This is a genomic window from Rossellomorea aquimaris (assembly GCF_003315075.1).
Lineage (GTDB): Bacteria > Bacillota > Bacilli > Bacillales > Bacillaceae_B > Rossellomorea > Rossellomorea aquimaris_C.
On the sequence record NZ_QNRJ01000023.1, the window covers coordinates 1 to 22096 of the forward strand.

Below are 22096 nucleotides of genomic sequence, written 5' to 3' on the forward strand. Positions count from 1 at the left end.
TTGCATAATCAGCCAGTTCATTCGTTTTTTTAAGAAATTACCTATTTTGGGCCCGTCCATGATTTTTTAAAAGTACGCATTATGAAATTGATTCAAATGCCTTAAATTATTCAAAGAAGAGTAACCTGTTCCAAAGTCATCCATGGAAATGATGACGCCCAGCTTTTTCAGCTTATTGAGAACGTTCGTTGATTTTTCGAAGTCCTGCATAATACTCTCCGTAATTTCAAGCTCAAGTCGATCCGGCTGAAACTGGAGTTCTGATAGTGTTTCTTTTACCATGTCAACGAATCCATCATCCTTTATCTGTCTGACCGATATATTTACAGCAATGGGAATGAGGCCTAACCCGTTCTTTTCCCACACCTTACTTTGTTGACAAGCTTCCCGAAGTACCCACTCCCCAATCGGAATGATCAGTCCCGTCTCCTCCGCCAGAGGAATAAATTCACATGGAGAGACCATTCCAAGTTCCGGATGTTCCCAGCGTAACAAGGCTTCAACACCTATAATATCCAGCGTTTCTAAATCCACCTTTGGCTGATAATGGAGAGTTAATTGTTTCAGCTCCAATACCTTTCTTAATCCATTTTCAAGCTCCATATTCCTTGAAGAAGCTTTTTCTAGTTCAGGAAAATAGAATTGATAGTTGTTCTTCCCGCGATCCTTCGCTAAATACATGGCTGTATCGGCATGCTTAATTAAACTTTCCTGGTCCTCTCCATCCTTTGGGTACATACTGATCCCGATACTCGGTGTCACAAAGAACTCCTGTTCATGTATGACGATTGGACTGTTGAAGCTATGTAATACTTCACCCGTCGTTTCTTCGACCTCTTTCTCATTCAAATTAGAGAGTAAGATGATAAATTCATCTCCCCCTTGCCTAAACACAATCCCTTTATCTTTCACCACATTCTTCAATTGGAAGGCAACCTTCTCCAGTATAATATCGCCAGTAGAATGCCCTTTCGTATCATTGATGACTTTAAATCGATCTAGATCCAGAAATAAGATGGCGATCGATTGATCAGGAACTTCACGAATCGACTCATTTAAGTATTTCTTAAATTTATTCCGATTTGGAAGCCCTGTTAGTGAATCATAATAGGCCATGGTACGAATGGTTTTCTCAGTCTCTTTACGATTCGTAATGTCTCGTCCAACCAGCTGTATGGCCATCCTTCCTCCATACAAAATGGGCATCGCGGAAATCTCCAACTCTATTGCATCACCGTTAAGGCGATAAATGGTCAGTTCAAATCGTTCCCCTGAGGTCGAATCTTTTGTCTGCTCCCTTATTTTCTTGATATTTTCCATACTGGTAAAATGGGAAACATCTTTATTCATGATGTCCTCGGGGCAATTGGCACCAATCAACTTACTGCCTGCTTCATTGATATAATCAAACGTTTGATTACTGATGACCGCAATAATATCTGGAGACATTTCTACTAAACTACGGTATTGATCTTCACTTTCTTTCCGGTTGGTGATATCAAACAACACACTGGTAAAAGAAATCATTTCTCCGTTTTCATCCAAGGTAGGAATGCCTCTATCCTGGATCCAGCGAACCTGACCATCCGGCTTGATGATACGGTAAACACTCACACAGGCCTGACCGGAACCAAGCTTTTCCTCCCTTTTATTTAAAACCGGCATATCTTCAGGGTGTATCACTTTTCTCCATAGTAGCGTATCCTGATAAAATTCATTCAAAGGAAATCCATACAGATTTTCAATACCAGGTGTAATCAACAGAACATCGGACTTCATATCATGAGACCAAATCGCAACGTCCAGCGTCTCAAAAATGTTGTTTAAATTCTTATTACTCTTCGTTAGTTCCTTGGAAGCATTCCAATTCCCTTTGTATAGCAGGAATAATTAAGTAAGCAGACAAAACACTATTCCTATATGGAGGAATAGGGATACTGCCCCATTGGAGTGAGTATTGGTTTCCCAAGACAAATCCGTGATTTGTAACAATAACATTATGAAAAATAGCATGAAGATTGTTTTCTTATTTTGTGTAAAATTCATTCATTACTCTCCTGGATATAAAAATTCTTTCTTTAATCAAGTGTACTATTTATGGCTATCATTCACAATATAGCTAATCATTACCTCTTATACTATATGAAAAGGACCAACTCCATTGACTGGAGCCGGTCCTATTCGTTTCTAATACGACACACCCGTCCGTGTATGCGTCTTCTTAAATTCATCCATATCCGGATCAAAATAATCCTCATTAAAGGCCGGCACAAACTTACCATCCTTTAAATAGCCTGACCCCCATGTCGGATCCAGGGTGACCCATTCCCCATCAAGGTTCGCTTCTACCCAAGCATGCCTTCCCGGGAAAATCCCGCCTGCCCTTCCTTCAACGAATCTCGCCTCGATGTCGCTGGCACGAAGCATGGCAATCGCCAGGTAGGCGTAGTCCTGGCACACACCCGTTTTGGTTTCCAGTGTTTTCAATGCACTGTCATCCCAGTTAAAGTCGTCATTTTCATATTTTTCAACGTCATAGGAAACAATTTTTGCGACATAATCATAGATTGCTTTCGCCTTGTCCCTGTCGCTTGTTTTTCCCGCTGTGACGGTTTTCGCCTGCTCCTTGATTTCCTCAGCATTTGACTGTACGCCACGGGATGGCAGAAGGTCCCGCTTGTCTTCACCTGTCGATTCCACTTCAAACTTCGCAAAACCGAAAAATCTGAAATAGTCACTATTCTCCTCCTTGATTTCAGGTACGCTGAGAGTCACCTCATAGGTACCGGGTCCAAACCGCAGATAAAAGGAATCCTCGAAGGTAAAATCCTCTACGGGAATCACATCCAAAGCTTCATCCTCCCCTTTTTTAGTGGTGATATAAATATGCGTCGTTTCCGGACCGAATTCAGCTTTTGGATCGATGCTTCCTTTGATGGAGTAAACACCATCCGACTTCTCCCCGCCAAATTGAGGAGATTCCAGAGTTACGCCACGCTCGCGATATTTATCAGCGTACTCAACCGGACTCATCACTCGATCAGACTCATTATCAATGATTAGAGTAGTGGCCGTCTGGTAGTAGTTTTCTCGATCTTCATCTGGTACCAGTACCTCAAGCTCGTGAATCCCTTCCCCATAAAATAAAGGAACTTCATAACCGAATTCTCCGTTTTTCACAGGAATGACATGTGTCCAGTTTTGCGACTCCTTCTTTAACCTAAGCATGATGGTGTCTTTGTCTGTCAGGTTAGCAGCTTCTCCTTTTAAAGGAAAGATTTCGTTCCCTTTGATATAGCTTGATTCAGAACTCAAGGACAATTCTGCTTCCTGGCCAAACGGTGTGAGCGTCACATCCCTCGCTATGTCGGGATTCACATTATGAACCGTGAAGGAAGCAGTATCATAGTAATAATTCTCACGATCCTTGCTTGGCAGTTGTACAGACACACTATACTCACCTTCTCCATTGAACAAGCGGATGTTCTGTTTGAACTTACCACCCTTGATGGGTGTGTAGTATTCGAGCAACTTTCCTGCAGGGCCTTCTTCACTCGCCCTGACCTTGATCCAGACGTAGTCCGACTTCAGCTCAGAATGCTGTTCAATTTCCCCGTCGACGGTCACTTCCCCATTCACTGCAAATTCCTTATATGACGGCTCATTCATAGTGACACCGATTTCCTCGCTATAGGAAGTTAACTGAAGTGGCTCCATTTCACCTATTTCATCGTCCATCTCTTTCTTTTCTTTTTCATACAGATCTTCTTCTTTCTTATCCGCCTTCGTTTCCTCTCCGGCGGTACTTGAATCACTGCATGCCGTCAAGAACAAGAAACTTATTAACAAACCCAAAAACAAAAACAAAAAGGGATTCCTCTTCTGCATATTTTCCTCCTGAATTTTAGAGGGACGGACCTCTAAACGTTAAATTTCACCTGAATATGGAGTGATTTGAGGATTTGAGGTCCGTCCCTCTTATTATTTTATTCTCGCAGTCTTCTAAATCTGTTTGTAGTAGATTATGGTTGCCTCTAATTCTCCAAAAGGTGATGCTGCGTAGTCGGGAATCCGCCCTCCCTGAACGAATTCCAGTGACGTATACAGATGATTAGACGGGGCCCCTTCGACCGTATCCAGTATGAGCAAGGTCCGTCCCTCTTCTTTCGCTCTTTTCTCCGCTGTTTGCATGAGTTTACGGGCAATTCCTTTTTGACGGAATTGAGGGTGGGTCATCATTTTTACGAAAAGAGCTTTTTTATATAATCAAATTATAACGAGGGACACTTCAATTATCTAACTTTTTATGGAAGATCCATTTTTGTTATACATAAACTAGAACAATTCTGTTATACTAAACATATAACAAAATAGGAGGTGAATCCTTGTTTATCCAAATTGAACTTCAATCAGATATACCGATTTATACCCAGGTCAAGAATGGGATCATGGAGGGGATTGTCCGCGGGGAATTAGTGCCAGGGGACATCCTTCCATCCGTTCGCAGCCTTGCCGGTGACCTGGGTGTAAACATGCACACGGTGAATAAAAGCTATCATGAATTGGAAAGCAAGGGTGTGATCCGGATTGTACCTAAATCTGGGGCTGTTATTTGTCCACCATCGGAAGGAGAAATTCCGTCATCCCGATTGGATCACATATCAGAAGAATTGCGGCCGATTGTAGTGGAATCATTGGTAATCGGCATGAGTGAAAAAGAAATTCAAGAATTAGTCTCATCTATTATGTTAAAGGTTAAGGGGGAGTAACAAATGGAAATGACGCTTTTATTTGTCACGGTGGGGTTTTTGATGGTTCTGCAAATCACCATTCCTTTTATCGTAAAACGAACGGTGGTTTTTGGTGTAACGATACCTGTTGATGAAATACGGAACGAACAGTTGCTGCGTTACAAAAAACTCTACGCATTGTTAACATTTTTCATTTCAATTGTGGTATTGGCTCTCTATTTTATCTGGTCAAAGGACATCTCGCCCTCTGAAAATCACCTCATCTTAGCAGGCTTATTACTGCCTTTTGACATCCTATTTATTTCTATGTCCCTTTATTTCTATTTTCATATGAAAGTATCAACACTGAAACGGGAAAAGCAATGGTTCAAGGATCGCAAACAGGTGAAGGTCTCAGAATTGAACCTAAGAACGAAAGATGAAATGCTCCCCTGGATAATGTATGTAATACCCATGGTGATCACTGCCGGATTAATGGTGTTTACATTGGTGAATTACAATAGCCTGCCCGATCAGATCCCTACCCACTGGGGACCCGATGGAAAGCCGGATGCTTTTACAACGAAATCGTATCTTTCCGCTCTGACCCTACCACTCGTCTTACTGGTGATGAATGCGATGTTCCTCGGTATTAACGAGCTCACAAGGAATTCCGGAATCAAGCTGAGTGCTGGAAATATAAAGGCATCACGTGTCCGCCAGCTCCGTCTGCGCAAGTACACAAGCTGGCTCTTATTTTTCATCTCCATTCTGATAAGCATGCTATTTACATTCCTGCAATTCACCACCCTGTATGAAAATAGCGTCAGCGACCTGCTGATCATCACCATGCCACTGGCCTTCTCTGCACTCGTCTTGATAGGGACGGTCCTTATGGCCATCAAGGTGGGGAAAAAGGATTCGGACTTGGACTTAGAAGTCATCGATGAAGGCACCGGCGAAGTGATCAATGCAGATGACGATCAATACTGGAAAGGAGGGCTCTTCTATTTCAACCCTGAAGACCCTTCCATCTTCGTCGAAAAACGCTTCGGAGTGGGCTGGACCCTTAACTTCGCCAGACCCATGGGATACCTCATCCTGGTCGCGCCGCTGCTCGTGATAATAATCATTACACTAATATAACGGTGAGGGACGGACCTCTCACATTGAGCGATAAAGTACCATCATCGTTCAGCTGAAGAGGGTCCGTCCCTTTTGTTACGTGACTTCCACCCTTCCTTAGCACTTGGGACCACTTTCTCTTGTAAATGAATCCGAGGTCCGTCCCTCCTGCTACTCTCATGCTACACTTACTACTAAAAAAGGCTCAATCTCTGGAAATTCGACTTTTGTTATGGACAGATTGTTCGGAATACTATATAACTAGTAGATGGAAACTCACAAAGAAAACGTTTACAACATGAGATGACAAGGAGGATTCTATGTTAGATGTGCTAGACAAGATTAATTCATTCTTATGGGGGACACCAAGTTTAGTACTGTTATTTGGGACAGGCCTTTTCTTGACGTTTATGCTTAAAGGGCTGCAGTTCCGAAAGCTATTGTATGCATTTAAACTTGCTTTTACAAAAGAAGAACCCTCTTCTTCTGCTGACAAATCGGAAGGGGATATCAGTAACTTCAAAACGTTGATGACGGCTCTGTCAGCGACAATCGGTAACGGAAACATTGCCGGTGTTGCGACGGCATTGACGATTGGCGGACCCGGGGCCATCTTCTGGATGTGGGTTGTCGGCCTTCTCGGAATGGCCACGAAATACGCAGAAGCCCTGCTTGCCATGAAGTACCGTGTGAAAAATAAAAACGGTGAATACTCCGGAGGACCGATGTATTACGTAGAAAAAGGTCTCGGAAGCAAGTGGAAGTGGCTGGCTGTTGCCTTCGCTTTATTCGGGGCATTTGCTGCCCTGGGAATCGGTAACAGCGTACAGTCCAATACGATTGCAGATGTCATGACATCAAGCTTTCAAATTAACAATCTCGTAACAGGAATCGTGTTAGCCGTCCTGACAGGTTTGATCATCTTTGGAGGGATTCAACGAATCAGTACAGTCGCTTCCTTCTTTGTACCGATCATGGCCTTCCTGTACATTGGTGGTTCATTGATCATCATCGTACTGAATTATGACATGATCATTCCGGCATTTGAAATGATTTTCCATTACGCATTCAATCCTGTAGCTGCCGCTGGCGGTTTCACCGGAATCATTATCAGTGAAGCAATCCGCAGTGGGGTTTCACGTGGGATTTTCTCCAATGAGGCCGGTCTTGGTACGGCTGCATTGATTGCAGGTAATGCGAAAACCGATCACCCGGTTAAACAGGCACTTGTCGCTATGACGGGGACGTTCATTGTGACGATTATTGTTTGTACAATGACTGGACTGGTTCTTCTGATCACTGGTTTCTGGGATCCTACAGGCGGAGCGATTTCAGGAGTCGAGCATGCTCCTAGCCTTGATGGCGGAGCGTTAACGAGTGCCGCATTCGGTCATGCTCTTGGGGTAGCAGGAGAATACATCGTATCATTTTCGGTCATATTCTTCGGTTTCTCAACGATTGTCGGATGGTATATGTACGGGGAGAAATGCTTCGAGTATTTGACAAATTATCGATTTGCAAACTCCTACAGACTCATTTACATTTTAGCAACCGGCCTTGGTGCCGTTGCTAACCTGGAGCTCGTTTGGGCATTTGCAGATATGTCTAACGCGTTGATGATGATTCCGAACTTGATCGCGCTTATTTTACTTTATAAGGTCATCGTTCGTGAAACGAATCATTACTTCAATGAGTACTTGCCGATGATGCAAGCTCAGCCAAGGAAGAAAGCCAGTTAAAAAGAAGGAGACTGGGACAAAACTAAAAAACCACGATATAAAGACGAACAATAGAAGTGTAGGTTCTTAATACCGCTAATGATTTCCGTGCAAGACTACGCTTTCCGCGGGTAGCTCGTGAGCCTCCTCGGCAAGCCTGCGGGGTCTCACATAAGCTACTTTTCCCGCAGGAGTCTTCGTCTTGCACTCCAATCAACCGCTGGAAAGAGCTAAAATCAAATGTACCGTAAATAAATAAAAAACCCGAACAAATCTGCTTAATGGAAAGCAGATTTGTTCGGGTTTTACTTAGACTAAAACACTTATGTCCCAGCCTCTTATATATATAGTATGATTTCATATTTACTGTGACAGCCGTGGATATGGATAACTTCTCTTAAGCCATATCGTTTTTGGTAAAAGTGTTCTATGCTTCATTACCCGTGATGCAATCAAAGCCGATAATTTTTTTTCCTGCTTCCTGTGCCTCTTTTTCGACCCAGTCCAGTAAGGCGTCACCTACTGCGTGATTTCTATGTACCACCAATCGAAGCAAATACCCAAAACCTTGTTTAGATCCTCCTTTTTTGTCTGCGTAATTTCATACACTTCTCCATCGAGTTTTAAACGCATGGTCTATTCTCCTTTCCAATCGGGTAGAGTACCCGCTTATCCATCATTTGGACATATAATTTGCCAATTTCTTCATTTTTTTTAAAAAAACATCCCTATTTACACACTAAACCATTCTGTTTTGAGGTGCTGGAACCTTAGATGGGATCATCCCTTCATATTGCATGAGAGCTAACTTATGTTTAGATAAGGAAAATTAAAGGAATCACCATTAACACCTTGATTAATCAACATATGTTTGATCAGGAGCGAATAGAGGATTTCTTGGGCTTTAAATTTCCGTTGTGAAGGTCAAGCTGGGTTTGCTCAAATATTCGTACCATAATTTATCTTAAGGAGGCACACGATGAAATTTGCAGGTATAGGTTTAGTTATGCTGGCCGCTATATGCTGGGGCATTAGCGGAGGGATTGCCGATGTTTTAATGAACAAGGGCTGGGACCCTATTGTGATTTCACTATACAGGGGGGTTGTTGGATTTATATGTTTTCTTGTGTGGTTTCTCCTTCGCTTTAGACAAAATCGGGGCCACTCTACCCGTTTATATATTTGGTCTCTAGTTGCAGGTGTGGGTGTTGCTGGAAATTTCACTTTCTATTTTCTAAGTATCGAAGCCTCAAGCGTTGCGGTTGCCGCTACTTTAATGTACACCGCACCTGTGTTCGTTCTATTAATCTCCTTCTTATTACGAATAGAACATTCTACTTGGTTTAAGTGGGGCTGTATTACCGGGGTTCTTTTTGGAATCATCCTGCTTACAGGTGCCTACAATACTGAATCGATTTCAGTGAGTTTTTTAGGAATGGCAGCGGGACTTGCTGCCGGCCTTTCCTATGCTTTGTTTATATTCGGGTTTAAAAATGCGTCTTCAATCGGAAACCCACACACTACGCTAACCATTGCTTTTTTTTCATTTTGTCTCATCCTTTTTTTCTTTACGGATAAGGATGAAGCAGCGTCGGTGTTGGCGTCAAGCGATATAGGATGGTTTTTACTTTTAGGGATCCTCGGGGCCGGACTGTCATTTATATTGTATGTGACGGGAATTCGATGGACTACTCCGGCAAATGCTTCGATGGTCGCTATGGTAGAGCCGGTGACAGCCTCATTATTTGGCGTTCTGGTTATCGGGGATCACTTGACCACCATTCAAACTTTTGGCATGGTGGTCATCCTTGTTACGATCACCGTCCTTAGTGTGAAGCAGTCCGACTGAGAAAGTTTATCTCCTTATTTATTTTTGTGAAACGGAATTCTCTCATTAAAAAATAAATAGGAAGGCAGTATATATTCCCCCCTGCCTCCCTTTGGTCCATGAATGGTCAAGACATTTCATAGTTCCTGTGTTCTGCCATTCACCACCAGAAAGTGGAATAAGAAATAAAACGTCCTGTGCCAATTCACAGGACGTTTTTAATGTCATTGATAGGTTATGCACTCCAAACAAGAACGGATTATTTACTCAAAAGGATGGTCCCATCCATCAAGCATACCACTTATGCCACATATGATCGTTTCTTCCTCTCACAAAGGTATCCACCCGGTTACGGCCCCAAGACACGGCTCCCGGTGAAGAACGAACGCCTCCCCTTGGTGCTCCAAGGTCTTCCCAGTTGCTCCAGCGGGAACCATTCCACCATTTGTGCCACATGTTATTGTTGTCTCCGCGGACAAAGGTATCGATCCGGTTCGGTGCCCACGAGGATGCTGCTGGAGCACCTTCAAAGCCTCTAGGCGGGGAACCGAGATTCTCCCAATTACTCCATCTCGAACCGTCCCACCACTTATGCCACATCCGGTCGTTGTTTCCCCTGACAAAGCAATCGATCCGGTTGGATCCCCAGGATACCGCACCCGGTGAATCCCTCAAGCCGCCTCTTGGAGCGCCAAGGTTCTCCCACTGGCTCCAATTCCTTCCGTCCCACCATTTATGCCAAAGATTATTGTCATATCCCTGGACGAATACATCCAATCGGTTGGCTGCCCAGGATGAAACCGTTGGATCCCCCTTGAAGCCCCTTGGCGGTCCCCCGAGATCTTCCCATTCATTCCATCTCGAACCATCCCACCACTTATGCCATAGAGTATCCCGATTCCCTCTTACAAACGCATCAATGCGGTTCTGTCCCCATGACACGGCAGCAGGCGAACTCCTTAAACCTCTTCGCGGGGCTCCGAGGTCCTCCCAATTACTCCAGCGGGAGCCGTTCCACCATTTGTGATACATTCTGTCATTCTCACCTCGAACAAACGTATCCAAACGGTCCGCCTGCCAGGAAGCAACAGCCGGCGACCCCTTCATCCCCCGTGGCGGAGCACCAAGATCCTCCCATTCCCTCCAGCTTGCCCGCCAATCAAATGGATTTTCATAGACAGCTTGGTCATAGAATCCTTGATAAGGATCATAGTAGTTCAGCTGTTGTGGATAATACGTGAACTCACGTTGTTGTTCGTATGGTGGATAGAACTGTTGATAAGTATGTGGTAACAGACCATCTTCATAATGGTTTCTGACTTCCGGCCAATACGGATAGCATTCTTGTTGTACATCACATGGTATCATTCGTCGTGGAAAAAACATACTGCATCCCTCCTCTGCATTTACTTTATGCAGGAGCCCAGATGGAGGAGTATGTACTTATTTTTTCTCAAAAAAAGATCCCTCCACATGTGGAAAGGATCCTGAAATGTCTAAACCATATACTGTTGATATCGTTCTGCATCACTCATCTTGCATTCTAGCGTCAGCTTCGTACCTTTTTCTTCATACTCGGTTTCTAACACATTGGCATTCTCATTAAAATAAGAAATCAAATGGCCTTTATCAAATGGAATCAGCATTTGACAGCGTTTATAGTCTTTAAAAATATAACTTCTCACCACTTGAAGCAGTTCGTCGATCCCAATTCTATTTTTCGCGGAAAAATAAATGCGGTCCTTTTCCACTCTGGGTATCTCTTCTTCCATCAGTTCAGCTTTGTTAAAAGCGTAGATGACAGGTGTATCACCTATCCCGAGTTCTTCAAGGGTTTGATCAGTCACCTTCATCAATTTCTCGTAGTGAGGATCGGAATAATCAACCACATGAATGATGAGATCAGCCTCCACCACTTCTTCAAGTGTTGAACGGAACGCTTTGACCAGCTGATGAGGCAGTTTATTGACAAAACCAACCGTATCTGTCAGAAGAAATGCCTTCTTGTCCGGTAATGTGATGTTTCTCACCGAGGTTTCAAGTGTCGCGAACAGCATATCCTTCTCAAACACTTGCTTGTTTTCGTTTGGATGGAATTTTTCTACGAAAGCGTTCATCGTCGTGGACTTCCCGGCATTTGTGTATCCGACGAGGGATACGACCGGGATTTCACTCTTTCGACGCTGCTTGCGCTGTGTAGTTCGCAGGTCAACAAGTGAATCAAGCTCTTTATTCAATGCTGTGATTTTCTCTTCGATTCGACGGCGATCAAGCTCGAGCTTCGTTTCACCCGCACCACGGTTGGCGAGTCCAGAGCCTCCCCCTTGACGGCCTAATGACTCACGGCGTCCAATCAAACGCGGGAGCATATATTGCAGCTGAGCTACCTCTACTTGAAGTTGTGCTTCCCGGGTTTTCGCACGTTCAGCGAAGATATCGAGAATCAACATCGTCCGGTCCATGACACGAATATCAAGTTTCTCCTCAAGTACACGAATTTGCGAAGGAGACAGCTCATCATTGGAAATAAGCACCTCCGCTTCCCATTCTTCAATGACTGGCAGGAGCTCTTCAATTTTCCCTTTGCCAATATAATGAACATGATTCGGCCGGGGCAGGTTTTGAGTCAGTTCGCCGACAACATCAATATGCCTCGCTTCTGCCAATCCATTCAACTCAAGCATCGAATATTCGAAGTCATTATTCTTATCCTTTGTATTAACGCCTATGGCGATTGCTTTTAAACGTTCTTCCATTCCTTCGTCACTTCCTATCTTTTAGTGGGTACAGAAAAAAGCACAGGCCCCTGCCTGTGCTTTTCGTAAATGGATTTGAATAAACCGGTGGCGCATGAAGAAGACCGCATTTTCTCCTGGCGTTTTCCCAAGAAAACACACAATATGGCACCACTCGGCAAATATTCAATTCTATTCTTTAAGAAAACAAGAAAGAGGAGCCATTCAGCCTCGCTTTCCTCCATTCAACGTCAAATGAAGAATTCCTTTAAAAATAGTCAGACCAATCCCATTTACCCTGCACACAGGCAGAGCCTTTGAACATATTCAATTAAGCGTTCAAATTGCGGATGCGTAGTCTGATTAAAATCAAAAGGAAAACCTCCATTTCTCATAAATTAATACCATCTTACCACAAACAGCCGACGATGGGAAGATATGGTTTGAGGGACGGACCTTCAAAGCTCTACATCCCTGCTCAATCAACTGCTAAGGGTATTTCAAGGTCCGTCCCTCAGTTCTTGATCGATACATTGACCTGATCGGAATGGGAGATGGTGATGGGGTGTTGTCCGCTTCCTAGTTTGAGGGTGGCGGATTTGTTTGGGATTCCTTCGTTGTTTATGTCAGTGTCGGATACAGCGGTTTGTTCTGTATATTGCCATTTAGCGTCCTCCCCCTGTATGTCCCCTACATTTTCGGCATTGATGGTCAGGTCCTCCGATGAAGCGAGAACGAGATTGACCCTTGCTGAGCTTGATACTTCCCATGAGCTTGAAATGGTTCTTGGCTTTAATGTGACTTCATTGTAGTCACTCAAGATTTCCAGGGACTTGGATCCCGGGATGACGAGTGTAGCATCTAACTCCCTCCCTGATTGCATCCAGCCATTGGAGTCGGGAAGACTTTTCAATGTGATATACAGCGTGTCTCCTTTTTGTATGGTCATCAGATAATCTTCCGGATTCGAAAGTAATGGTTTACCTCCTGTAGAGGAAGAACGATACGTACCAAACACACTCACTTCTTTATCTGTAACGGTTTCAATCGTTATCGGATAGTAACTGGAATCAACGACAATCCGCTTCACATCATCACCAACCTGATGGCTATAAGAAGGAAGGTCCGCGGTTTTCACTTCAGAATCAAAGAACGATTGCATCTGTCCCATCAATCCCGTTGCCTGCAGAACGGTAAATCCGATTCCCAACGTCCCAATGACAGCCACAAATATTATACTGAGGAAATCATATTTTAATATTGGCTTCTCCTGCTTTGATAAAAATAAGTACACTAAGATCTCTGCCCCTAACACAATCAGCAGGACAGGCCACCAACCTGCTAACACGTACGCTGAATCCCATTTTAAAAGCTGCGATAGCAGTAAAAAGATTCCTAAAAAAAGCAGGGATGCCCCCATTGATATAGATCCGACTCTCCAAGTTCTCATTCTGATACCTCCTCTTTTGAATGGGCTTTTTTACTTCCGGCCACCAATTTAATTCCTCCCCCTATAAGAAGAAGGCAAACAATTCCAGGCTGGATATAGCTATACATTACATGATACAAATCAATGCCATACGTCTCTAAAAACGGTAGTGATAGGGGCATAAGGATGTTCGTAGCCAAGTAATATACTCCAAGCAACATCAATCCGATTCCCACCCACTTCTGCTGATTGATTAAGTAAGACACGATCGGCGTATCTTCTAAAGGTTCCTTTCCGTGCTTAGAAGCCCGCTGCAATCCATCAAAGAAGCTGTAGAACCAGATGATCGGAACTAAGAATAGAAAAATCCCTAACCGAAGTACGTCTAATATATAGATAGAAAACAAGAACACTGCCATAAGCTGAATGCCCCGTCGCTGATAACCAAGATACAGATGCCCCGCTCCAGGAAACATCGATAAAAATGTGGCGAATGCCTTACTCTTTCTCCCGCCTTCATGCTGGGCTTCCAGGTCTTCCAATACAGACCGGTCCGTCAGCACTTCCCCAGCCTGTTTTTTATTCAATAATTGCATCGTATCGAAGAAGTTGTATACCCATACGACAGGTAGAACAATCAGGAATACCATAAACTCCCCTCTCCCCGTCATCGCTGTCACAAACAGAATCATCGCAGCCACTCCGAGAAACGTTGCCAGAAATGTGACCCCCCGGTTCATCAGTCCCAGTTGGAAATGACCGAGCCCTGGTATCATCGATAGGATGATGGTATAGAAGCGTTCGGTGCTCAGCTCTCCTGAATCACTTTCTACCACCGGTTCTCGTGATGCTTCATTCGCTTTCAACATTCTGGATGCGACAAGTGCCGTATTAACGATACTGATGAGATATAATAGGAACGCAAATCCAATGGTGATAAAAGCAAATCCATCCCAGTTCAACACTTCCGCTCCCACGAATGCAACAGGAAATGACGCCATTAATACTAGTAAAAATAAAACCCCTCTAAAAACCTTCCCTAAATACATCAATCCCACACCGGGTATAAAAGCCAACAAAAACGCAATGATCGGATTCTTCTTTTTATCCATCTTACTCTGCCTCCTGTTCTTCAATTTCTTCAACACTATCCAGTAAAGCCGTTGTTTTATTTAAAATATTTTCTGTAAACGAAGGCTGTTGATTTTTTTCAAAATCAGTCGTGATTTTCGTTAGTTCACCAAAAATACCAGATGCCATCAAAATCAGCGTCATCGCCGTAGCCAGCACATAATGAAACACCTTTTCCTCATACCACGGTCTCTTGCCCGGCTTCATCACTGGATCCCTTTCAACCGGAATTCGCTCCATCACCTGTTCTGTATAGAGGGACGGACCTTCAATGGAAGGAAGCTCATCCTGAGCTGCCTCGACCGCTTCCATATAAAGACTCATGCATTGATCGCAACTGTATAGATGCTCCTCGTATTCGGTTCGCTTATGATCATCCATTTCATCTCTGGCGTAATTCTTCCATTCTTCCAACGCAATATGGCTCATATGAAATCCTCCTCCTTCCAATGCTTCCGCATCCAAAGTCTTGCCCGGTACAGCTTTGTTTCAATCGTCTTCACCTGCACATGCTGTTCATTTGCAAGCTCCTGATAGGACTTTTCTTTTATGTAGAACCCTTCAATCACTTCTCTGTAAGATTCGGGAACTTCTTCTAAATGACTTAACACGAGCTGCTTTTGTTCTTTTCTTAATAATCGTCTTTCTACAACATCCTGTGACTCTTTCACAGGGAGATCGTCGACCAGCTCTTCCGTCTGTCTTGCCTTCCTTCGCTTACAATCAATGGCATGGTTCACTGCAATTCTCGTCATCCATGTCTTGAACCCTTGATGCTCGTACTGAGGGAGAGAGGTATAGATCTTCATCCATACTTCCTGTGATGCATCTTCCGCATCTTTCTGATTTCGCAGAACCCCGAAGATGCATTTAAAAACATACTGCTTATGCATTTCGATCAACATCCGAAACGCATGCTCACTTCCATTCTTCGCCTTTTCAATTAGCGGATCCACCAACCTCTCTCCCCCTTTCTTGTGGTCTCATAATAATAGACGAAAGAAATTGGTGAATCCCTACAGTTTTTTTGAAAATATTTTTTTAATTGGTGGTGCCTGGTACATTTGATGGAATTCGGAGCTGATCATGGCTCGTAACTTCACGGTTTGGGATTTCGCCGTTGATTAAAATAGAAAAAATCGCAATTTATATCACTCTTCCACCCCCATCTGCCACATCCATCCAGAAAACCACCCGTATTTACCACCTAACACGATTTCTACATTCCTGATATACTCGTAAAGTACTTATCTTTATAAAAAAGTGAGTGGATATCATGAAAGAAGGCATTACCTTAATAGTGGAGGTCATTAACAACCTCCATGACATGTTAATAGGAATAACGAGTGATCTCGGTTTCACCCTTACGGATAAAGATTTGCATTTTTGGATTATGGGCATCATCGGAATCTCCGTGTTCTTTTTTGTATACATTGTGTCTAAGATTCTATCGAAGCTTAAGTTCGGCATCACCGCACTGGCTTTCTTCTATACCTTGACCTTCATGTTTGTGTTGGTCTTTGCCATTGAAATTCAGCAGGCAATCACAAACCGGGGGCAGATGGAGTTCATCGATGCCATCATTGGTTTATGGGGATACATTGTTTTTTTCCTCATGTATATTGGATTGGCAGCTATTATTCTACTGATTAAGTTTTTCTATCAAAGGCTTTCCCGGAACAAAGAAAAGACCCTGGAAAGCGACTAGGATCTTGCTCTCCCCGGGGTAATACAAGCAGTTTTTCGAATGGCACTGCTGATTGATCATGACCTACCAAAAAAAGGAGCAAACGCCATATGCGCTTGCTCCTCTACTATTTCATCTTACATAAATACTTCAATTCTATTGGATACCTCATTCAAAAGACTCTCAAGAACCTCTCGCTTAATCCTCATACCACCCGTACGATATCGATTAGAAATCTCTTCTGTCTTCACTTTTTCACCATTTACCACAATGTTGCCACTCTCTTGCCCCATGTGATAAGTGAATGTAACAGGACGATTCATAAATTTGAAATCAAAGGTCAATCCGTCAAATTTCTCTGGTAAAACGGGATCAATGATCAAGTCTTCCCCTTCTTGGCGGATGCCCAAGCAGTTGGAGATTAATTGGTTCATGTAGATTCCCGGTCCGCTTGAGTAGATTCTCCAGCCGCCTTTTACCGGTACGGTCCCTGCGCGCAGCTCGTTGAAGCGTTCTTGCGCCTCGTATCGTGTATTGAATTTACCGTCGGAGCTGCTGAAGTATGCGTTACTTTGTCTTCTTTCAGCGTTTGGAACGACTTCTGTCAACCCGACAGGATTGATGATTTCAAGTCCCTTCCACACTTCTTCCGTATTTCCGAGCTTGGCCATTGCTTCAACAAAGCGAATATGAGCGTGAACATATTGCAGACCGATTTCGCGGCCGAAATTGGCTGCTTGTTCTGCCCGTTTGAAGTGTGTGCTTATTCCACCTTTGTAGTTTGCAGGGCGGTTCATCAATCGGACGCCGTCTGGACAATAGAGGTGTTCCTTTACCAATTGGTAATGGGATTCTGCTTGTTCCGGCGTGAATAATTCAGAGATGATACTGCGGTTCATCGGCAGCAGTCGATACTCTATGCCCGTTTTCGTATCCGTCGGGTGAAGCATTAATTCTGCATGTGCCGGATCTTCCATGTAAACAAAGCCCGGTATCACATCATTTTGTAAAATATAGCGATTATAATCATTCTGTATTCCTGATGCGAGTGCTTTGAATTCCGAAGCTACTTCATCCCGGACTCCCTGAAGTACGCTAGACAATTGATTCAATACCTGATAAGTCAGGGCAACTGTCCAGCTGCTCGCCATGAATTTTTTCAGCTGGGAGTTTGCCGGTTGAAGCGTATCATCCCAATCCCCATCGCCGTATGATGAAAGGAATGTGTCATGCAGGAAATGTTCTTTAATATAGGCGATTTCTTTATGAATATGGTCTAATAACGTCGCCCTTCCTTCCGATAAGTCAAAGCCATCCCGGGTCGTATAAGGGATTGGTTCCTCCAGAATGCTGTAATCATTGGTTGCCGCGATATAGTCACCGACAACCTTTAACGGCCAAACAATGATATCTCCATGACTATCATCCTGCTGGATCTTGAAGTAACGGTCAAACATGAACCATTGCGGCCAATTGCCGTTGTCTTCATATTGATGAGAATAGACGGTTTTGATGATATCTTTCACACTTTGGTAGTTGTGAGTGGCCATGAAATACTCCGTCGGGCCCTGACACACATCCCGGGTTCCCCAAGCCGCTCCGCCGTATTGCTCCAGTCCATGTGGCACCGAGAAATGGACAAGCATATTGTGTGTGTACCACCATGATAAGGAATTGACTTTGGCCAGTTCACTTGGAATCTCCCCATGTTGAGAAAGCTTGAACCCATTCATCACTTGATGATAGTACTCTCTATAGCGCTCAATTTCAACGGTCATATCAGACTCTTCGAATTCTCTATCTTCCCCGTGAAGAAGACCTTGAAGGGTCATGGTCCATTCTGTTGTCGCAGTTAAGTCGAGAACACAAAGAGAGGCACTTCCAGCTGGGACGTTCTTACCCAATCTTTTCTCGTTCCCGATGCTCATGTCAGCCCCATCGACCTTTATTTTGTAACACAGGTCAGGGTACGTTTGGCTGCTTTCAGATTGAGAATCAGCAGAAACGGAAAGGATATCCCCATTTTTTTCAAGCTTATAAGGGACTTCATATTCATTGTTGTTCATTGTAATCTGATTCGAAACAAGATAACGGTACTGTTTTCCGTTCTCAGATCGTACGTTCAGCCGGACTTCAGGCGTATCAACCGTCGTATAATTTGTGATGATGATTGTATCGTCCTGTGTCTTGTAATACCAACGCGCATAGTTGAAGCCTAATTCAAACAAGGAAGGCATGGTTAATAAACGATACACTCCTTCAACCTCAACATAAATGCGTTGACCGGACGTTTTCATGACGTTTAAATGATTCCGGGTATTCGTTAACATCTTGTTGAAAGAAGTATTTCCAATCACCAGTTGGGAGTTGAATACTCCGTACATGAAGGAAGTGGATGTGATAGTTCCTTCCTTCAGCTCATGATTTCCTCCAGACATGAGGATGTGTCCATGAGGGCGTTCAACAACCAATTCTTTTTCTTTTAACACGACATGTTCGTGAGTGTCTGTGAAGAAGGAAAGCAAACGGTCGCCATCCCATTCTTCCGTATGGCGCTCAGTAAACAGACCGTCAATTTCTTCTTTGGACATCTCTTCGGTTTGAAGGGGTTCGCCCATTTCAGGTGCTAGCGCAACTTTTTCGAGTGGAGCACTGAACTTCTCATGAAGCTGCTGTACTCCTTCCCATGCCTGTTCCACTTCCTGTTGATATTCTAATGTCGTGATCGCTTCAGAATGGTTTTCTTTAAATAGACCGTAGAAGACAAAATGTTCTTGTCCTGATAATTGGACCTTCTCTGATTGCAGGGCCGTATAAGCAAATTCATATTGATAGACTTCGTTTGCCAATGAAGGCTGCGTCAAGATTTCGGGTTGGTTTGTTTCCTTGTAGGATAAGCCGAAAAATTGGAATCCGTCCGTCGAGTAGCCAACCGTCTTTCCAATGGACCCTTGCTGAATATAGGGAAAACCATTCGATTGTGGTTGATTTTGACGGGAACAGACAACAAATCCTTTATCATCATCTTCAAATACTTTGTGATCTACGTATTGGGACATATAGGCTTCATTCGAGCGGACGCCGCCTTTATCTGCCAATCCTAAATCTTGTCCATAAATGACATCGATCTCCGCGTCTTGTCCATCCACCATCACATCCCAGAACCAAACTCCTGTTTGTGACAATGTAAACGTCACTTCGTATTGAAGAGCCTTATGGTTACCTGACCATTTCACCTGTGATTCTGAAAATGAGACTTCACTCGTTGATTGAACACCGATTAAGGGAACAATCTCGATTTCGGATGATTGATAGATTCGTAAATAAAGATTGTTTAACGAGCCATCGATGGGATTCGTCAATAATTGATTGATCATGGTAGATGCATGGTTTATTTCAAAAAGATCGCCACTATTTAAAAAGGTGAATTGAAGATCACCGGATGTAAGCTTTTGTGTAGAATTCATTCTGTTCCCCTCGTTTCGTCTATTTTACTAATGTAAAGGATTGCTCCATTCCTTCTTTGCTATGTGGACCTGCATAGGCAATAAATGTCCCCGGGTCACTGTCAAACTGTAAATCTGAATGATGATAACGAAGCTGTGGTTCCGATAGGATAAAGGAAACATGCTTCGATTCTCCAGGTTCCAGGTCGATTTTTTGGAAGTCCTTTAGTTCCTTTAATGGTCGAGTCACTTCCCCACTCACATCCCGTACATAAAGCTGAACGACTTCCTCGCCTTTCATAGAACCGCTGTTTGTTACGGTAACAGAAACGGTAATCGGCTGATCGGGTTTCATAATGGATCCTGAAAGAGTCATGTCACTATAGGAGAATGTGGTGTAACTTAAACCGAAACCAAACGGTAGGAGCGGATCATTCGGAATATCCAGGTATTGTGAGACATAACGGACCTGGGCATCCGGTGCTCCCTTTGGCCTTCCTGTATTGTAGTGATTATAGTAAACCGGCACCTGTCCTACACTATATGGGAAGGACATGGTCAGGCGGCCGGACGGATTTTCATCCCCGTATAGTAGATCGGCAACCGCTGCCCCGCCTTCCGTTCCAGGGTACCAGGCTTCAAGGACCGCATCGGCCTGGTCTATGACCCCATGTAAATCCAGTGGTCTACCATTAAACAGAATGGCCACCATTGGTTTATTTAATTTCTTTAAGCGCGATACAAGTTCAAGCTGGGCATCAGGTAGTTTAATATTCGCTCTACACCCTGCCTCCCCACTCATTTCAGAATCCTCTCCAAGTGCCAGAACGATAATATCTGCTTCTTCCGCCACTCTCTCTGCCTCAAGCAATTGCTCTTCTGAAACCGATTCGATTTCAGACCCTTTTGCGATTGTCAGGTGAGAAGATTCCACTTTCATACTCATTCCATCCATTAATGTCACGGCATCTTCTTTTGATCCTAACCATGACCATGGTCCCAGGATGTCACCATTTTGAGCAAAAGGTCCAATGAGTGAAATTTTCTGTTTGCGTTTCAAAGGTAAAACGCTCTCATTTTTTAGTAGAACACAAGACTTTGCTGCTAGTTTACGAGCTGCCGCCCGGTGTTCTGAGCTCAACACCACTTCTTGTTCAAGCAATTCATTTGCACCTCGGTAAGGATTCTCGAATAATCCCAACTTTTGTTTAAGCTCTAATATACGCAGTACACCTTCGTCGATGATGGATTCATCAACTGCTTTTTCTTCCACCAGCGTCTTCAAGTATTTCACATACGCCGAGGTCATCATTTCAATATCAACACCCGCTGTGATCGCTTTAAGGGCGGCTTCTTTTTCATCCTCTGCCACACCATGAGGGATCATCTCTTTCACTGCTCCCCAATCCGATATAAGAACACCGTTGAATCCCATTTCCTCTCGGAGTATGGATCTCATAAGCTTCTTATTTCCTGTAGCAGGAATCCCAAACACCGTATTAAAAGCGGTCATGACCATTTCACAGCCTTCATCAAGTGCCGCTTTGTATGCTGGTAAATAGGTTTCCCTTAGTTCCCGCTCCGACATATCAACCGTGTTATAATCACGTCCGCCTTCAGCTGCCCCATAGGCGGCAAAGTGTTTGACACAAGCTGCCACACGATTATGATCATGAGTTAGATCCTTCCCTTGAAACCCTCTCACAAACGCTCTGCCAAATTGACTGTTTAAAAAGGAATCTTCACCGGTAGACTCCATCACTCTTCCCCAGCGAGGATCGCGAACGAGATCAACCATCGGGGCAAACGTCACATGGACTCCTGATACTGATGCTTCTTTTGCAGCAATTTCCGCACTCTTTTCCGCTAACTCCAGGTCCCATGAGCATCCGATCCCAAGAGGTACCGGGAAGATCGTTTTGAAGCCGTGTACAATATCAGACATGACTAATAAAGGAATGCCCAGTCTGTTTTCTTCCATATGAGTGCGTTGAATGTTAATAACGTTCCTTGCACCGGAGGCTCCCAATACGGATCCACTATTTCGGACAACTTCCTCGTCGATCCCCATGTCGACCATCGGGCCGGTAATTTCACCCTGATCGCTTGCCCCTTTGAAAAAAGGCGTAGCAAGCTGGGTAAGCTGGGCAATTTTTTCATCCAACGTCATTTGGTTAAGCAATGCAGTGAGTTTATTTTCATTCATTGGTAGAACCTCCAAATTGTATTTTATTTTGGTTCTTTTAATTTTTTGAAACGTTTCGATT

Annotated in this window: 16 protein-coding genes and 1 pseudogene; 5 read left to right on the top strand and 12 right to left on the bottom strand. The window is 43.8% G+C overall.

Going from position 1 to position 22096, the window contains the following annotated elements; genetic code table 11:
* Positions 1–66: 66 nt before the first annotated feature.
* From DET59_RS18465 to DET59_RS18475, 3 genes and pseudogenes are all read right to left on the bottom strand, one after another.
* The gene (locus DET59_RS18465) at positions 67–1884 is read right to left on the bottom strand and encodes a sensor domain-containing protein (RefSeq protein ID WP_258549736.1); all 1818 of its coding nucleotides are present in this window, start codon (positions 1882–1884) and stop codon (positions 67–69) included.
* Positions 1885–2187: 303 nt separating this feature from the next.
* Complete coding sequence (locus tag DET59_RS18470; RefSeq protein WP_113971071.1) at positions 2188–3888, bottom strand: transglutaminase domain-containing protein; 1701 nt, start codon at positions 3886–3888, stop codon at positions 2188–2190.
* 114 nt (positions 3889–4002) lie between these two features.
* A pseudogene (locus DET59_RS18475) lies at positions 4003–4245 on the bottom strand (GNAT family N-acetyltransferase); the annotation flags it as partial.
* A gap of 140 nt (positions 4246–4385) precedes the next feature.
* Here DET59_RS18475 and DET59_RS18480 point away from each other — a divergent pair.
* The 3 genes from DET59_RS18480 to DET59_RS18490 all read left to right on the top strand — a co-directional run bounded on the left by DET59_RS18480 (position 4386) and on the right by DET59_RS18490 (position 7594).
* Positions 4386–4769 (top strand): GntR family transcriptional regulator, encoded by a 384-nt coding sequence (locus tag DET59_RS18480; protein WP_113971073.1) that lies wholly within the window; start codon positions 4386–4388, stop codon positions 4767–4769.
* A gap of 3 nt (positions 4770–4772) precedes the next feature.
* Positions 4773–5876, top strand: a complete 1104-nt coding sequence (locus DET59_RS18485; RefSeq protein WP_258549732.1) for a DUF1648 domain-containing protein — start codon at positions 4773–4775, stop codon at positions 5874–5876.
* 299 nt (positions 5877–6175) lie between these two features.
* On the top strand, positions 6176–7594 hold the full coding sequence (locus DET59_RS18490; protein ID WP_113971074.1) for an alanine/glycine:cation symporter family protein: 1419 nt from the start codon (positions 6176–6178) through the stop codon (positions 7592–7594).
* A gap of 406 nt (positions 7595–8000) precedes the next feature.
* On the opposite strand, the gene DET59_RS22190 is transcribed toward DET59_RS18490, so the two are convergent.
* Positions 8001–8129: a hypothetical protein gene (locus tag DET59_RS22190; protein WP_258549733.1), complete on the bottom strand. Its 129-nt coding sequence runs from the start codon at positions 8127–8129 to the stop codon at positions 8001–8003.
* 423 nt (positions 8130–8552) lie between these two features.
* Here DET59_RS22190 and DET59_RS18500 point away from each other — a divergent pair, with 423 nt between their 5' ends.
* A complete protein-coding gene (locus DET59_RS18500; protein WP_113971076.1) occupies positions 8553–9422 on the top strand; it encodes a DMT family transporter in 870 nt (289 codons plus the stop codon).
* A gap of 267 nt (positions 9423–9689) precedes the next feature.
* Here the strand turns inward: DET59_RS18500 and DET59_RS18505 are convergent, their stop codons facing one another.
* The 6 genes from DET59_RS18505 to DET59_RS18530 all read right to left on the bottom strand — a co-directional run bounded on the left by DET59_RS18505 (position 9690) and on the right by DET59_RS18530 (position 15655).
* Positions 9690–10787: a PLL family lectin gene (locus tag DET59_RS18505; RefSeq protein ID WP_258549734.1), complete on the bottom strand. Its 1098-nt coding sequence runs from the start codon at positions 10785–10787 to the stop codon at positions 9690–9692.
* A gap of 110 nt (positions 10788–10897) precedes the next feature.
* On the bottom strand, positions 10898–12157 hold the full coding sequence (hflX, locus tag DET59_RS18510; RefSeq protein WP_113971077.1) for a GTPase HflX: 1260 nt from the start codon (positions 12155–12157) through the stop codon (positions 10898–10900).
* A gap of 493 nt (positions 12158–12650) precedes the next feature.
* Positions 12651–13586 (bottom strand): hypothetical protein, encoded by a 936-nt coding sequence (locus DET59_RS18515; protein WP_113971078.1) that lies wholly within the window; start codon positions 13584–13586, stop codon positions 12651–12653.
* Positions 13583–14677 (bottom strand): efflux RND transporter permease subunit, encoded by a 1095-nt coding sequence (locus tag DET59_RS18520; protein WP_113971079.1) that lies wholly within the window; start codon positions 14675–14677, stop codon positions 13583–13585. Before DET59_RS18520 ends, DET59_RS18515 begins: the two co-directional genes overlap by 4 nt.
* A gap of 1 nt (position 14678) precedes the next feature.
* Positions 14679–15125: an anti-sigma factor gene (locus tag DET59_RS18525; RefSeq protein WP_113971080.1), complete on the bottom strand. Its 447-nt coding sequence runs from the start codon at positions 15123–15125 to the stop codon at positions 14679–14681.
* Positions 15122–15655, bottom strand: coding sequence for a sigma-70 family RNA polymerase sigma factor (locus DET59_RS18530; RefSeq protein ID WP_258549735.1), 534 nt, complete (start codon positions 15653–15655; stop codon positions 15122–15124). Before DET59_RS18530 ends, DET59_RS18525 begins: the two co-directional genes overlap by 4 nt.
* Positions 15656–15972: 317 nt before the next feature.
* Between DET59_RS18530 and DET59_RS18535 the strand changes: the two genes are divergently transcribed.
* Complete coding sequence (locus tag DET59_RS18535) at positions 15973–16404, top strand: hypothetical protein (RefSeq protein ID WP_113971081.1); 432 nt, start codon at positions 15973–15975, stop codon at positions 16402–16404.
* Between the two features lie 116 nt (positions 16405–16520).
* On the opposite strand, the gene DET59_RS18540 is transcribed toward DET59_RS18535, so the two are convergent.
* Both DET59_RS18540 and DET59_RS18545 read right to left on the bottom strand, forming a co-directional pair.
* Positions 16521–19850, bottom strand: a complete 3330-nt coding sequence (locus tag DET59_RS18540) for a GH36-type glycosyl hydrolase domain-containing protein (protein WP_113971082.1) — start codon at positions 19848–19850, stop codon at positions 16521–16523.
* A 19-nt stretch (positions 19851–19869) separates the two neighbouring features.
* Positions 19870–22035: a glycoside hydrolase family 3 N-terminal domain-containing protein gene (locus DET59_RS18545; RefSeq protein ID WP_113971083.1), complete on the bottom strand. Its 2166-nt coding sequence runs from the start codon at positions 22033–22035 to the stop codon at positions 19870–19872.
* Positions 22036–22096: the final 61 nt, after the last annotated feature.

Coding starts and splice junctions, on each gene's coding strand:
- DET59_RS18505 (WP_258549734.1), bottom strand. CDS start 10,787: ATGTTTTTTCCACGACGAATGATACCATGTGATGTACAACAAGAATGC.
- DET59_RS18520 (WP_113971079.1), bottom strand. CDS start 14,677: ATGGATAAAAAGAAGAATCCGATCATTGCGTTTTTGTTGGCTTTTATA.
- DET59_RS18490 (WP_113971074.1), top strand. CDS start 6,176: ATGTTAGATGTGCTAGACAAGATTAATTCATTCTTATGGGGGACACCA.
- DET59_RS18500 (WP_113971076.1), top strand. CDS start 8,553: ATGAAATTTGCAGGTATAGGTTTAGTTATGCTGGCCGCTATATGCTGG.
- DET59_RS18485 (WP_258549732.1), top strand. CDS start 4,773: ATGGAAATGACGCTTTTATTTGTCACGGTGGGGTTTTTGATGGTTCTG.
- hflX (WP_113971077.1), bottom strand. CDS start 12,157: ATGGAAGAACGTTTAAAAGCAATCGCCATAGGCGTTAATACAAAGGAT.
- DET59_RS18470 (WP_113971071.1), bottom strand. CDS start 3,888: ATGCAGAAGAGGAATCCCTTTTTGTTTTTGTTTTTGGGTTTGTTAATA.
- DET59_RS18535 (WP_113971081.1), top strand. CDS start 15,973: ATGAAAGAAGGCATTACCTTAATAGTGGAGGTCATTAACAACCTCCAT.
- DET59_RS18545 (WP_113971083.1), bottom strand. CDS start 22,035: ATGAATGAAAATAAACTCACTGCATTGCTTAACCAAATGACGTTGGAT.
- DET59_RS18540 (WP_113971082.1), bottom strand. CDS start 19,850: ATGAATTCTACACAAAAGCTTACATCCGGTGATCTTCAATTCACCTTT.
- DET59_RS18515 (WP_113971078.1), bottom strand. CDS start 13,586: ATGAGAACTTGGAGAGTCGGATCTATATCAATGGGGGCATCCCTGCTT.
- DET59_RS18525 (WP_113971080.1), bottom strand. CDS start 15,125: ATGAGCCATATTGCGTTGGAAGAATGGAAGAATTACGCCAGAGATGAA.